The 13,358-nt window shown below is 70.2% G+C and carries 10 protein-coding genes; 7 read left to right on the forward strand and 3 right to left on the reverse strand.

Annotated elements, in window-relative coordinates:
* Window positions 1–205: 205 nt before the first annotated feature.
* The 6 genes from C6C15_RS04415 (at window position 206) to C6C15_RS04440 (ending at window position 10,377) form a co-directional block, all read left to right on the forward strand.
* On the forward strand, window positions 206–4,846 hold the full coding sequence (locus C6C15_RS04415; RefSeq protein ID WP_105949370.1) for an ExeM/NucH family extracellular endonuclease: 4,641 nt from the start codon (window positions 206–208) through the stop codon (window positions 4,844–4,846).
* A gap of 103 nt (window positions 4,847–4,949) precedes the next feature.
* Complete coding sequence (locus tag C6C15_RS04420) at window positions 4,950–5,462, forward strand: DUF3817 domain-containing protein (RefSeq protein ID WP_060922041.1); 513 nt, start codon at window positions 4,950–4,952, stop codon at window positions 5,460–5,462.
* Complete coding sequence (guaA, locus tag C6C15_RS04425) at window positions 5,459–7,045, forward strand: glutamine-hydrolyzing GMP synthase (protein ID WP_060922040.1); 1,587 nt, start codon at window positions 5,459–5,461, stop codon at window positions 7,043–7,045. Before C6C15_RS04420 ends, guaA begins: the two co-directional genes overlap by 4 nt.
* A gap of 8 nt (window positions 7,046–7,053) precedes the next feature.
* Window positions 7,054–8,442, forward strand: a complete 1,389-nt coding sequence (locus tag C6C15_RS04430) for a glycosyltransferase (RefSeq protein WP_105949371.1) — start codon at window positions 7,054–7,056, stop codon at window positions 8,440–8,442.
* Window positions 8,443–8,639: 197 nt separating this feature from the next.
* Window positions 8,640–9,068 carry a YciI family protein gene (locus tag C6C15_RS04435; protein WP_060922038.1) on the forward strand — a complete coding sequence of 143 codons (429 nt, stop codon included), beginning with the start codon at window positions 8,640–8,642 and terminating at the stop codon, window positions 9,066–9,068.
* A 13-nt stretch (window positions 9,069–9,081) separates the two neighbouring features.
* The gene (locus C6C15_RS04440) at window positions 9,082–10,377 is read left to right on the forward strand and encodes an RNA polymerase sigma factor (protein WP_105949372.1); all 1,296 of its coding nucleotides are present in this window, start codon (window positions 9,082–9,084) and stop codon (window positions 10,375–10,377) included.
* Between the two features lie 96 nt (window positions 10,378–10,473).
* Here C6C15_RS04440 and C6C15_RS04445 read toward each other — a convergent pair whose 3' ends face one another.
* Together C6C15_RS04445 and C6C15_RS04450 are read right to left on the reverse strand one after the other, a co-directional pair.
* Window positions 10,474–10,746, reverse strand: a complete 273-nt coding sequence (locus C6C15_RS04445; protein WP_025103755.1) for a GlsB/YeaQ/YmgE family stress response membrane protein — start codon at window positions 10,744–10,746, stop codon at window positions 10,474–10,476.
* Window positions 10,747–10,906: 160 nt separating this feature from the next.
* Window positions 10,907–11,827: a Bax inhibitor-1/YccA family protein gene (locus C6C15_RS04450; RefSeq protein ID WP_025103756.1), complete on the reverse strand. Its 921-nt coding sequence runs from the start codon at window positions 11,825–11,827 to the stop codon at window positions 10,907–10,909.
* Window positions 11,828–11,919: 92 nt separating this feature from the next.
* On the opposite strand from C6C15_RS04450, the gene C6C15_RS04455 reads away from it, so the two are divergent.
* Window positions 11,920–12,906, forward strand: coding sequence for a glycerophosphodiester phosphodiesterase family protein (locus C6C15_RS04455; protein WP_105950754.1), 987 nt, complete (start codon window positions 11,920–11,922; stop codon window positions 12,904–12,906).
* A gap of 9 nt (window positions 12,907–12,915) precedes the next feature.
* Here C6C15_RS04455 and C6C15_RS04460 read toward each other — a convergent pair whose 3' ends face one another.
* Entirely contained in the window at window positions 12,916–13,314 is a 399-nt protein-coding gene (locus C6C15_RS04460; protein ID WP_060922036.1) for a YccF domain-containing protein, read from the reverse strand.
* Window positions 13,315–13,358: the final 44 nt, after the last annotated feature.

Below are 13,358 nucleotides of genomic sequence, written 5' to 3' on the forward strand. Positions count from 1 at the left end.
CTGCGCGCCGAGACGGCTCCGTGTGAACCTTCGTCAGGGGGTGTCGCGGCCATTCGGTGAGCGCTGGATGACCAATGGGAAAACTCCGTTGAGGATGTCCGAACCGCTCCGTATGCTCGCTCCATGTGCGCACGCTGGGAGTTCCCGATGTGTGCGATGACAGCGTCCTGAGCAGCGCCGGAACACGATCGAGGAGACAGCACCGATGATGTCCGCTCCTGAGCACGGGGAGACCCTGACCCCCGTCTCGCACCGCAGAATCCGAGGGCGCGTGGGCGCCCTCGCCGCGACGTGCGTCGCCGCCCTGAGCCTCGGCTCGCTGGTGGCCGCGCCCGCGTCGGCGAACACCGAGGGCACCGGGGTGGTGATCAACGAGGCCTACCTGTCCGGCGGAAGCGCGGGGGCGGCGTTCACGAACAAGTTCGTGGAGCTGTACAACTCGACGACGGCGCCCGTCACCCTCGACGGCCTGTCGCTGCAGTACCGCTCCGCGGCGGGGACCGGCGCCTTCAACGGCGTCGCGCCGCTGAAGGGCACGATCCCCGCGGGCGGCTACTTCCTCGTGCAGGGGAACAGCAACGGCACCAACGGCGCCGCCCTCCCGACCCCCGACGCCACCACGACGCTGAGCCCGAGCGGCACCAACGGCACGCTGGCCCTCGTCGAGGGCACCGCGGCGGTCACCCTGACCCCCGGCTCGACGGTCGGCGTGGACGGCGTGATCGATCTCCTGGGCTACGGCACTTCGAACACCTTCGAGACGGCGGCCGCCGCCGCACCCTCGAGCAACACCGACGTCCGCTCGCTGAACCGTACCGCGGGTGCCGACAAGGACGACAACAAGGCGGACTTCGCGCTGTCGGCGACGATCACCCCGCAGAACTCCGGTGGCACCGACCCCGGCACCGACCCGGGCGAGGAGCCGGGGACGGAGCCCAAGACCGCCACGATCGCCGAGGTCCAGGGCACCGGCGACGTCTCACCGCTGGCCGGACAGCGCGTCCGCGTCGAGGGTGTCGTCACCGCCGATCACCGCACCGGCGGCTACAAGGGCATCGTGATCCAGACGCAGGGCTCGGGCGGCGAGACCGACGCGACCCCCGGCGCCTCGGATGGCGTGTTCGTGTTCCTGAACGCGCTGGCGCCCACGCTCGAGATCGGCGACCTCGTCTCGGTGACCGGCACCGTGAGCGAGTACTACGGCCAGACCCAGATCGCTCCCGCCGCGGTGGCCGACGTCTCCGTCGTCACCGCCGGTGTGGGCGTGCCCGCCCTCACGCCGCTCCCGGACACCGTGCGCGGTGCCGACCGCGAGCAGTACGAGAACATGTACGTCGCCCCGACAGGCACCTACCGGCTCGCGTCGAGCCACCAGCTCTACAACTACGGGGCGCTGTGGCTGAACGCCGGCGACGACCTCAACGTCAAGAGCACCGAGACCACGCGTCCCGGGGCCGACGCCGCCGCCATCGCGGCCGAGAACCGCGCCAACCGCATCCTGCTGGACGACGCCTGGTCCATCCAGGTGACCAACAACGGCCACCCGGGCCAGCAGCCGTACTTCACGGAGGACACGGTGGTCCGCAACGGCGACACCGTCGACTTCGGGTCCAACGGCTACGTGCTCCAGTGGGGCTTCGACGACTGGCGTCTGCAGCCGGTCGTCCCGATCGACGACGCCTCCCCCGCGGAGCGCAAGGTCACCTTCGAGGCGACCAACCCGCGTCCCGAGAAGGCTCCGGAGGTGGGCGGTGACGCGCAGGTGGCGTCGTTCAACGTCTACAACTACTTCACGACGCTGAAGAGCGAGAACGCCGACGCCCGTGGCGCGGCGAACGCCGCCCAGTTCGCGATCCAGAAGTCCAAGATCGTCTCGGCCATCAACGGCCTCGATGCCGAGATCGTGGCGCTCATGGAGATCGAGAACTCGGTCAAGCTCGGCAAGCCCGTCGACACCGCCCTGAAGGACCTCGTCGCCGGCCTCAACGCCGACGCGGGCTCGGACGTGTGGGACTACGTCCGCACGCCGAAGGCCCTGCAGGACCCGGCGACGACGGACTACATCACCAACGCGATCATCTTCAAGAAGGACGCCGTGAGCACGGTGGGCGACAGCGCCACCGTCACCGACGAGTCGGTGTGGGGCAACGCCCGCGAGCCGATCGCGCAGGCGTTCGACATCGACGGCCGTGTGGTCACCGTCGTCGCCAATCACCTGAAGTCGAAGTCCCCGCCGCAGGGCGCCGGGGCGGAGCCGGCCGACGGCCAGGGCTTCTTCAACGCCGACCGGGTGAAGCAGGCGCAGGCCATCCTCGCCTTCACGGACGAGCTGGCCGAGACCAGCGGCAGCAGCGACATGCTGCTGATCGGCGACTTCAACGCCTACGGGCAGGAAGACCCGATCGACGTGTTCACCTCGCAGGGGTGGAGCGACGTGGCCGCCGACGAGGCCGCAGGACAGTACACGTACACGTTCGACGGGGAGCTCGGCTCGCTCGACCACGTGATCGCGTCGCCCTCGCTCGTCCCGTCGATCACGGGCGCCGGTGTGTGGGGCATCAACTCGCCGGAGTGGAGCGACCGCGGCTATGCGTTCGGCGCCACCGAGGAGGGCACCCCTTACCGGTCCAGCGACCACGACCCGATCCTCGTCGGCGTCTCCTCGGAGATCCCGCCGGTGAACATCGACGTCGTGACGGTGAACGACTTCCACGGCCGTATCGAGGCCGACGGGGCCGCGGCGGGTGCCGCGGTGCTCGCGGGCGCTGTGCAGCAGTTCCGCGCGGCGAACCCGAACACGATCTTCGCCGGAGCCGGCGACCTGATCGGGGCCTCGACGTTCACCTCGTTCATCAACGATGACAACCCCACGATCGACGCGCTCAACGCCGCCGGCCTGGACGTGAGCGCTGCGGGCAACCACGAGTTCGACCAGGGGTGGGAAGACCTGCGCGACCGGGTGCAGGAGCGCGCGGACTGGGAGTACATCTCCTCGAACGTGTTCCTCACCGAGACCGGTGAGCCCGCGCTCGCCCCGGCCTGGGTCAAGGAGCTCGACGGGGTGCGCGTCGGCTTCGTGGGCGCCGTCACCGAAGACCTCGACTCGCTCGTCTCGCCTGAAGGCATCGCGGATCTCGAGGTGCGCAGCATCGTCGACTCCGTGAACGCCGTGGCCGACGACCTGCGCGACGGGGACCCCGCGAACGGCGAGGCGGACGTCGTGATCCTGCTCGTGCACGAGGGTGCGGAGAGCACCGCGCTGTCCGCGATCACCGAGGACTCGCCGCTGGGCGAGATCGTCTACGGAGTCGACGACGACGTGGACGCGATCGTCTCGGCGCACACGCACCTCGCCTACAACCACGTCATCGACGGCCGGCCGGTCGTCTCGGCGGGGCAGTACGGCGAGAACCTCGGCCTCATGAACATCCAGGTCGACCCGAAGACGAAGGAGCTGCTCTCGATCACCAACGAGATCAAGCCCCTCACGTCCGCAGGCAAGCCGCTGTACCCGGCGGTGCCGGAGGTGCAGGCCATCGTCGACAAGGCGAAGGCGGAGGCCGACGTGCTGGGAGCGGTGAAGGTGGGCGACATCACCGCCGACTTCAACCGCGCGCGGCAGACCAACGGCTCGGAGAACCGCGGTGGCGAGTCCACCATCGGCAACTTCGTCGCCGACGTGCAGAAGTGGTCCACGGGTGCGGACATCGCGCTCATGAACCCGGGTGGCATCCGTGCCAACCTGACCTACGCGTCGAGCAACGCCGCCGACCCGAACGGCAACGTCACCTACCGAGAGGCGGCGACCGTCCAGCCGTTCGCGAACACCCTGGTCACGCTGACCCTCACCGGGACGCAGCTGAAGGGCGTGCTGGAGGAGCAGTGGCAGCCGGCCGGATCGGCGCGACCGTTCCTCAAGCTCGGCGTCTCCGAGGGTCTGGTCTACACCTACGACCCGACGGCGGCCGCGGGTTCGCGGATCACCTCGATCACGCTGAACGGCACCGCGATCGACCCGAACGGGGAGTACACGGTGGCGGCGAACTCCTTCCTCGCTGCGGGCGGCGACAACTTCGCCACCTTCAAGGAGGGCGCGGGCAAGCGGGACACCGGCAAGATCGACCTCCAGTCGATGGTCGACTGGTTCGACGCGAACAAGACGGCCTCGCCGGACCTCGCCCAACGTGCGGTCGGCGTGACCGTCAGTCCGGCGGACGCCGACGGCTACCGCGCGGGCGACCAGGTGACGGTCTCGCTCTCCTCGCTGGCTTTCAGCGGTGGCGAGGCGGCACCGGGAGCGGTCACGCTGTCGCTCGGAGACACCCAGCTCGCGGCCGGCACGGTCGACCCGACCATCGTGGACACCACCGACGAGGGCGGCCGCGCCACCCTCACCTTCGCGGTGCCGTCCGGAGTGTTCGGTGAGCAGCAGCTCACGGTCGAGGTCCCGGCGACGGGCACGACGGTGCAGGTGCCGTTCACGATCGCCGGCGAGGAGGAGTTCGCGGGGACCATCGCGCTCGGCTCCTCGAAGGTGGCCGCGGGTAAGAAGCTCGACGTCACCGGCGAGGGCTACCAGCCCGGCGAGACCGTCACGGTGGAGCTCCGGCCGAAGAAGGGGCAGGGCGTCCAGGTGGGCACGGTGCAGGTCCGGCAGGACGGCACGTTCAGCGCCTCGGTGACGGTGCCGAAGAACGCCCAGCCCGGCAAGTACACCGTCGCGGTGGCGCAGGCCGATGGGGACGAGGCCACGGCCACGGTCACCGTCAACCGCGCCGGCGGCATCGGCGGGATCATCAAGGACATCGTCGACTGGCTGTGGGACCTCCTGACCGGATGGTTCTGATGCCGATCGGCGGATGACGAGGCGGAGGCCGTCGGGGAGACCCGGCGGCCTCCGTCGTTCCCGCGGGGTCGGGGCGTCGCCCGCTGCCGACTAGACTGGGGGCATGCCCGAACCGAAAGTCGCCAGCTTTCCGGCGATCCGCGGTGCGCTGAAGTTCTACCAGATCGCGTCGATCATCACGGGAGTCATGCTGCTCCTGCTGCTCGCCGAGATGGTGCTGAAGTACACCCCGATCCACCTCGAGCTCTTCGCCGGAGGATCGGGCGGCCCGCTCTGGTTCGCCGGCGTCATCGCGGGGCCGGACTGCCAGTGGTGGTCGCTGTTCGCGCCGTGGACGAACTCGTGCGAGATGACCTCCCTCGGGGACGGCTTCAACATCTCGCTGTTCATCCTCGTCGCCCACGGCTGGTTCTACGTCGTCTACCTCTTCGCGTGCTTCCGCATGTGGAGCCTGATGCGCTGGCGTTTCCCGCGGTTCATCCTGCTCGCGCTCGGCGGCGTCGTGCCGCTGCTGTCGTTCTTCATGGAGGCGGTCGTCGCCCGTGAAGTCAAGACCTATCTCGCCACCCGGGAGGCCGCCGAGGCCTCCGCGATCGCTCCGGAAGGTGTCCGTTGACCGAACAGTCCGAGACCCAGCAGCGCCCCGCGCTCGTCGTCGACTTCGGCGCCCAGTACGCGCAGCTCATCGCCCGCCGCGTCCGCGAGGCCGGCGTCTACAGCGAGATCGTGCCGCACACCGCCACGGCCGAGGAGATCGCCGCCAAGAACCCCGTCGCGATCATCCTCTCCGGCGGACCTTCGTCGGTGTACGAGGAGGGCGCGCCGAAGCTCGACCCGTCGGTCTTCGACCTCGGCGTCCCCACGCTCGGCATCTGCTACGGCTTCCAGTACATGGCCCAGACCCTCGGCGGGGAGGTCGCGCACACCGGCCTCCGCGAGTACGGCGCCACGGATGCCGTCATCTCCGGCGACGGCGGCACGCTGCTCAGCGGGCAGCCGACCGAGCAGAACGTGTGGATGAGCCACGGCGACCAGGTCGCGAAGGCACCGGAGGGCTTCGAGGTGCTCGCGACGACGGAGGCCACGAAGGTCGCCGCGTTCGCGAACGAGGAGCGCGGCTTCTACGGCGTGCAGTGGCACCCGGAGGTCAAGCACTCCGACCACGGCCAGCGCGTGCTGGAGAACTTCCTCCACAAGGGGGCGGGCCTCGCGTCCGACTGGAACCCCGACAACGTGATCGCCGAGCAGGTCGAGCGCATCCGCGAGCAGGTCGGCGACGCCCGGGTCATCTCCGCGCTGTCCGGCGGCGTGGACTCCGCCGTCTCGACCGCTCTCGTGCACAAGGCCATCGGCGACCAGCTCACCGCCGTCTTCGTCGACCACGGTCTCCTCCGCAAGGGCGAGCGCGAGCAGGTCGAGAAGGACTACGTCGAGTCCACCGGTGTGCGGCTCATCACGGTCGACGCCGCGGAGACCTTCCTCGGCCATCTGAAGGGCGTGACCGACCCCGAGGAGAAGCGCAAGATCATCGGCCGCGAGTTCATTCGCGCGTTCGAGAAGGTGCAGCTCGACCTCGTCGAGGAGGCGAAGGCCGACGGCGGCGCCCCGGTGAAGTTCCTCGTGCAGGGCACGCTCTATCCGGACGTCGTCGAGTCGGGCGGCGGCGCGGGGACCGCGAACATCAAGTCGCACCACAACGTGGGGGGGCTGCCGGACGACCTCGACTTCGAGCTCATCGAGCCGCTGCGGGCCCTCTTCAAGGACGAGGTCCGCGCGATCGGCCGCGAGCTCGGCATCCCCGAGGCGATCGTCGGACGGCAGCCGTTTCCGGGGCCCGGCCTCGGCATCCGGATCATCGGTGAGGTCACCGCTGACCGTCTCGAGATTCTGCGTGAGGCCGACGCCATCGCCCGCGAGGAGCTGACCAAGGCGGGACTCGACCAGGAGATCTGGCAGTGCCCCGTCGTGCTCCTCGCTGACGTGCGCTCGGTGGGCGTGCAGGGCGACGGCCGCACCTACGGTCACCCGATCGTGCTGCGTCCGGTCTCCAGCGAAGACGCCATGACGGCCGACTGGACCCGTCTGCCGTACGACGTACTGTCGAAGATCTCGAACCGCATCACGAACGGCGTCCGCGACGTCAACCGCGTCGTGCTGGACGTCACGTCGAAGCCGCCGGGGACGATCGAGTGGGAGTAGGGGGCACGATGCCCCCGGTCTCGGCACCGGTCCTCCCGGACGCCGAGTATCTGGTGCTGTCCAGTCGCCTGATCCCGGGTCTGGACGGCGGGTACACCATCGCGACGCTCGCGCGCGCCAGGATGCTCGCTGGAGCGGGCGCCGGTGAGGGCCGGGGTCCGCAGCTCCTCACGTTCGACCCGGGAACGCGCGCGGATCACGCCGAGCACCGCCGCGTCTTCGCCGACCGCGGCGCGCTCGCGGACCCGGATCGTCTGCGGAACCTCTTCGACGAGGCCGTCGCCCCGCAGGGCGGAGCCGCCGCCTGGCTGCGGGACGCGGCAGACGATGCGGTGACGGCCGACCCCGATGTGGAGTACCGGGTGCTCGCGGACCCGGAGGGTCGTCCCTTCGTGGCCCTCCCGGTGATCCCCGGCGACCCGGACTGGCACCTCACGGACGAGCCCGTCCCCGTCCACGACGAGAGCGGTGCGGTCGTCGGGGCGCTGCACGGCTTCCGCGGGCTCTACGGCGCCTGGCTCGACCACGTCACGGCGGCGCTGGGCGACCGGCCGATCGTCGTGATCTGCGAATCCCGTCAGCTCGGCGAACTGGTCGCCGACTGGGGGGACCCGCGCGTGCGCATCCTGCACCCCATCCACACCATGCACGTGGAGGCGCCCTACACGCCCGACGCGACCCTCAACACGCTCTGGACGCGCTGGTTCCGGCTGGCCGACCGCTTCGACGCGGTCATCTGGCCGACCGCTACGCAGCGGGACGACGTCGTGGCGCGGTTCGGTGAGGCCGCCAACCATGTCGTGGTGCCGAATCCCATCGCGCCGGTCGAGCGTCGTGACGACCTGCGCGAGGAGGGTCTCGTGGTCGTGCTGGGTCGGCTCGCGGCCGGCAAGCGCATCGACCATTCCATCCGCGCTTTCGTCGAGGCGGACGTGCCGGGCTCCCGGATGGAGATCTGGGGCACGGGAGCGGAGCAGGAGCAGCTGGCGGCACTGATCGCCGAGCTCGACGCCGCGGACCGCGTGCGGCTCTGCGGCTATACCGCGGACCCGGCCACCGTGCTCGATCGTGCGTCCGTCCTGATCACCTCCACCGCGTTCGAAGGACAGCCGCTCGGCATCGTGGAGGCGCTCCTGCACGGCACGCCGGTGGTGTCCTACGACGTGCGGTACGGCATCCGCGATGTCCTCGGCGCGGGCGGTGGCGTTCTCGTCCCCGCGGGAGACATCGCTGCGCTGGGCGCTGCGCTGCGGGAACTGCTGACCGACCCGGAGCGTCTGACGGCGCTGCGTGCCGAGGCGCCGGCCGTCGCTGCGGCGTGGAGTCCGGAGCGGTCGATGGAGGCGCTGGCCGCGACCATCTCAGCCGTCGTGCAGGCTCCGTCACGGCGCCGCTGAAACGCGACCGTCCCGATGGGGCGTCGCGGTACGTCGGGTCCGTAGCGCTCCCGCGCCCCCGGCCCCGACGATGTCGAACAGGGCGCCCGGCGTGGGAGCGGAAAGAACTTTCGCCCCCGATGTCGATCTCCGCCGTTCCCGTTCGACGTCTGTGATGAGAGGGTCGAGACACGGCCCTTCGGAACAAGGAGAACATCATGAAGTTCATGCTCATCATGCGCGCGACCGACGACGCGGTGGCGGCCTATCAGGAGATGCCCTTCGAGCAGGTCGTCGAGGCCATGGGCCGGTACAACGAGTCCATGATGAAGGCGGGCGTCCTCGTCGCGGGCGAGGGGCTGACCGACGCGGCCGAGGGCTTCGTCGTCGACTTCAGCGCCGAGAAGCCGCTCATCACTGACGGCCCCTATGGGGAGACGAAGGAGCTTTTCAACGGCTTCTGGATCATCGAGGTCTCCTCGCGGGAGGAGGCCGCGGAATGGGCGAGCCGGGCGCCGCTCGGACCGGGATCGTTCCTCGAGGTGCGCCGGGTGACCGGGCCGGAGGACTTCCCCGCCGACAACGAGTGGATCGAGAAGGAGGCGGGCTGGCGGGAGGAGCAGGCCCGCCGCGCCGAGCAGGCGTGACGCCGCTCCGCTGATGGACCGCTCACCCGACCCCGTGACGAGCTCGGCCGCCTCCGCGCAGGAGGCGGCCGAGCGGGCCGTCGCGGCGGTGTGGCGCATCGAGTCCGCGCGCATCGTCGGCACACTGACGCGGATGGTCGGCGACTTCGGTCTGGCGGAGGACCTCGCGCAGGAGGCTCTGGTCGCCGCGCTGCGGCAGTGGCCCGTTGAGGGGGTGCCACGCAACGCCGCGGCGTGGCTCACGACCGTGGCGAAGCGGAAGGCGGTGGACGGGTGGCGCCGCCGCGAGCGGCTGGACGACCGCCTCGCTCTGATCGCGCACGACCTCGAACGGGAGAAGGCGCAGGGGCCCGAGCTGCCCTGGGACCCGGATGCCGTGGACGACGATGTGCTGCGCCTCCTCTTCATCGCGTGCCACCCGGTGCTCTCCCGGGAGGCGCAGGTCGCGCTGACGCTGCGGGTCGTGGGTGGTCTGTCGAGTGAGGAGATCGCCCGCGCCTTCCTCGTCCCCACGGCGACCGTGCAGCAACGGATCGTGCGCGCGAAGAAGACGCTGGCGGCCGCGCACGCGCCGTTCGAGTTGCCGCCGCGGGAAGAGCAGCCGGCGCGGCTCGGCGCGGTCCTCGGTGTGCTCTATCTCATCTTCAACGAGGCGCACGCGGCCAGCAGCGGTCCGGAGTGGATGCGGCCGGAGCTGGGCGACGAGGCCATCCGGCTCGCCAGGGTGCTCGCCGCGCTGCAGCCTCGGGAACCGGAGGTTCACGGCCTGCTCGCGCTCCTGGAGCTCACCGCCGCACGCTTCCCGGCGCGGACCGACCGGAACGGGAACCCGGTGCTGCTCGCGGATCAGGACCGTCGGCGGTGGGACCGCAGCCGCATCGCGCGGGGGAGAGCGGCCCTGGCGCGGGCGGACGGGCTCGGCCGTGGACGCGGCCCCTACAGTCTGCAGGCCGCCATCGCCGAATGCCATGCCGTCGCGCCGTCCCTGGAGGAGACCGAGTGGGACCGCATCGTCGTCCTCTACGAGGCGCTCAGCCGGCTCACTCCGTCCCCGGTGGTGGAGCTCAATCGCGCGGCCGCCGTGGCCATGGCGACCGGGCCCGCCTCCGCGCTGCGGATGCTCGATGAACTCGCCGCGTCCGGGGCGCTGCGCGGGTACCACCTGCTCCCGGCCACGCGCGGCGAGCTGCTGCGCCGACTCGGGCGGGAGAGCGAGGCGCGCAGCGAGTTCGCGGCGGCCGCGGGACTGGCCGGCAACGACCGTGAGCGCGAGCTCCTGGAGCGCAAGGCGCGTGGCGCCGCGAGCTGACCGGCCGCGGCACGAAAAGACCCGCCCCTCACGGATGCTCTCGCAGCCGTGAGGGACGGGCGTGGGTGACGCGGAGCGCGTCGAGTGGGGTCTGCGTCAGTCGTTGACCCGCTGGCCGCGGCCGGCGATGAGGCCGTAGATCAGCAGCACGATGATCGAACCGCCGATGGCGAGGAGCCAGGTCCCGAGGTCCCAGAACTCGGTGAGCGGACGGTTGAGGATCAGGCTGCCGAGCCAGCCGCCGAGCAGGGCGCCGACGACGCCGAGCAGCAGGGTGATGAACCATCCGCCACCCTGCTTGCCGGGCAGGATCAGCTTCGCGATGGCTCCGGCGATGAGGCCGAGAAGAAGAAAGCCGAGAAAACTCATGGTCAGCTCCTTGGGTCAGGAGCCCCGGGGTGCCGGGGCTTCGTGACACCTACTGTGCCCGGCCGCGGAATCGCGTGCCAACCCCTTGCGCGCTCCCTCCCGGATATGGCAAGAGGCCCGCCTCCGCAGGGAGACGGGCCTCTGGTCGCGACGGATCGCGTCAGTTGTTGCCGCGGGCGATCGCGATGATCCGGAGGATCTCGACGTAGAGCCAGACGACGGTGACCATGATGCCGAAGCCGCCGAGCCAGCCGTACTTGCGCGGAGCGCCGTTGCGGACGCCCTGCTGGATCTGGTCGAAGTCGAGCACCAGGGAGTACGCCGCCATGATCACGACGAGGACGCCGATGATGAGGCCGAGCGGGATGCCCATGATCTCCTGGCTGAAGAGTCCGAAGGCGTTGGTGTTGACGCCGGTCCACATGAGGACGAGGTTCAGGAGCGAGAAGACCAGGTAGCCGATCATCGCGATCATGAAGATCTTCGTGGCCTTCTTGGACGCGCGGATCTTGCCACTGGCGAAGAGGGCGAGGGTCACGCCGACGACCGAGACGGTCGCGAGCGTCGCCTGGAAGACGATGCCGGGCCAGCGGACCTCGAAGAACGCCGAGATGCCGCCGATGAAGAGCCCCTCGAAGGCCGCGTAGGCGAAGATCAGCGCGGGGCGGACCTTCTTACGCGAGGTGAAGGTGATGACCATCGCCAGCACGAAGCCGCCGAGCGCCCCGAGAGCCCAGGGCAGCACGTTGACGGCGGCGGGGTTGTACGGGTCGTAGCGCGGCACGTCGAGGCCGCCGAGCGTCAGCACCCAGCCGACGACGGCGGTGACGAGGAGGATGCCGAAGAGGCCGGCGGTCTTCCACACGGTGTCCTCGACGGACATCCGGTCGGTCTCGAGGGCTCCCGCGGCGGGAGCGGCGTACATGCCCTCGAGCTGCGCGTTGGCGGCGGCATCCATCGCGCCGTGCTGGAGCGACGCGGCCTGCGCGCCCTGAGCGCCCTGGGGCGCACCCGGGTAGGTCGCGACGTTGCGCGGGTCCTGCTGCTGGAAAGCAGGATTGTTGAAAGCGAAGTTGCTCATCAGGTGGGCCTCACTCCAAAAGGGGGGTCGTAGGTCGCTTTCCTCCACGATACCCGTGAGGCGACACTCCCGGGGTGCCTTACGCTGTGAGCGTGCCCAGCAAATCCCCGCTCGTCATCGGGCACCGCGGTGCCCCGGGCCACCGACCGGAGCACACCCGCTCGTCCTACGAGCTCGCCCTCGCGATGGGGGTCGACGCCGTCGAGCCGGATGTGGTCGCCACCCAGGACGGCGTCCTGGTCGTGCGGCACGAGAACGAGATCTCCGGCACCACGGACGTCGCCGACCACCCCGAGTTCGCCGACCGCCGCACGACGCGGCGCGTGGACGGCGCCGCACTGACCGGCTGGTTCACGGAGGACTTCACCTGGGCCGAACTGTCCACGCTGCGCTGCCGGGAACGGCTGCCGAAGCTCCGGGCGTCCAGCGCCTCCTTCGACGGCACGGAACCCATCCTGCGCCTGCGCGACGTCCTGGACCTCGTACGGGCGGCCGCGCAGGAGCAGGGCCGACCGATCGGCGTCGTGCTCGAGGTGAAGCACGCCACGCATTTCGCGAGCATCGGGCTCGACCTCGCGCCCCTCATCGCGCAGGAGCTGCGGGATGCGGGGTGGGCGGCGGGGGAGCTGCCGCTGATCGTGGAGAGCTTCGAGTCGACCGTGCTCGGACAGCTCCGCGCCGTGGGGGTCGACGCGAGCTTCGTCTACCTCATCGAGGCGGCGGGACAGCCGTACGACCTGCTCGTCGCCGAGGGGTCGAAGGCCCTGAGCTACCCGGAGACCGTGACCCCCGGGAGTCTGGACCGCCTGGTCGGTCGGGTCGACGGGATCAGCGTCGACAAGAAGATGCTCCTGGTGCCGGGCACGGCGCTGGTCGCCGATGCGCACGCCCGCGGCTTGACCGTCTTCACGTGGACCTGCCGCCCGGAGAACGCCTTCCTCGCGGCGCCCTACCGCGGTCCGGGAGGCAAGAGCGCGTTCGGGCACTACGAGGCCGAGTGGGGCGTGATCGCCCGGCAGGGCGTGGACGGCGTCTTCGTCGACCACCCCGATCTCGGCGTGGCGTTCTTCCGCAGCTGACCCGTCGGGTCAGAGCGTGCGGTCGAACGCGCCCTGACGGGTGGAGACGATCTCCTTGCCGAGCGGCATGAGCGACACCGGGACCATCTTGAAGTCGGCGATGCCCATCGGGATGCCGATGATGGTGATGCACAGCGCGAGTCCCGACACGATGTGGCCGAGCGCGAGCCACCACCCCGCGAGGATGACCCAGAGCACGTTCCCGAGGAACGACCCGACGCCGGCCGTCGGCTTGCTGACGACCTCGCGCCCGAACGGCCAGATGGCGTAGGCGGCGATACGGAACGACGCGATGGCCCACGGGATCGTGATGATCGGGATGCACAGCAGCAGGCCGGCCAGCACGTAGCCGAGGAAGAGCGCCCAGCCCGCGAGGATGACCCAGATGATGTTGAGGATCGTGCGCATACAGCGATTGTGTCACCCGCGGCGCGGCGCGGCTGGGCATCAGC

It is taken from the genome of Microbacterium sp. str. 'China' (assembly GCF_002993305.1).
In the GTDB taxonomy this organism is placed as follows: Bacteria; Actinomycetota; Actinomycetes; order Actinomycetales; family Microbacteriaceae; genus Microbacterium; species Microbacterium paraoxydans.

Coding starts and splice junctions, on each gene's coding strand:
- C6C15_RS04415 (WP_105949370.1), top strand. CDS start 206: ATGATGTCCGCTCCTGAGCACGGGGAGACCCTGACCCCCGTCTCGCAC.
- C6C15_RS04420 (WP_060922041.1), top strand. CDS start 4,950: ATGCCCGAACCGAAAGTCGCCAGCTTTCCGGCGATCCGCGGTGCGCTG.
- C6C15_RS04430 (WP_105949371.1), top strand. CDS start 7,054: ATGCCCCCGGTCTCGGCACCGGTCCTCCCGGACGCCGAGTATCTGGTG.
- C6C15_RS04435 (WP_060922038.1), top strand. CDS start 8,640: ATGAAGTTCATGCTCATCATGCGCGCGACCGACGACGCGGTGGCGGCC.
- C6C15_RS04440 (WP_105949372.1), top strand. CDS start 9,082: ATGGACCGCTCACCCGACCCCGTGACGAGCTCGGCCGCCTCCGCGCAG.
- C6C15_RS04445 (WP_025103755.1), bottom strand. CDS start 10,746: ATGAGTTTTCTCGGCTTTCTTCTTCTCGGCCTCATCGCCGGAGCCATC.
- C6C15_RS04450 (WP_025103756.1), bottom strand. CDS start 11,827: ATGAGCAACTTCGCTTTCAACAATCCTGCTTTCCAGCAGCAGGACCCG.
- C6C15_RS04460 (WP_060922036.1), bottom strand. CDS start 13,314: ATGCGCACGATCCTCAACATCATCTGGGTCATCCTCGCGGGCTGGGCG.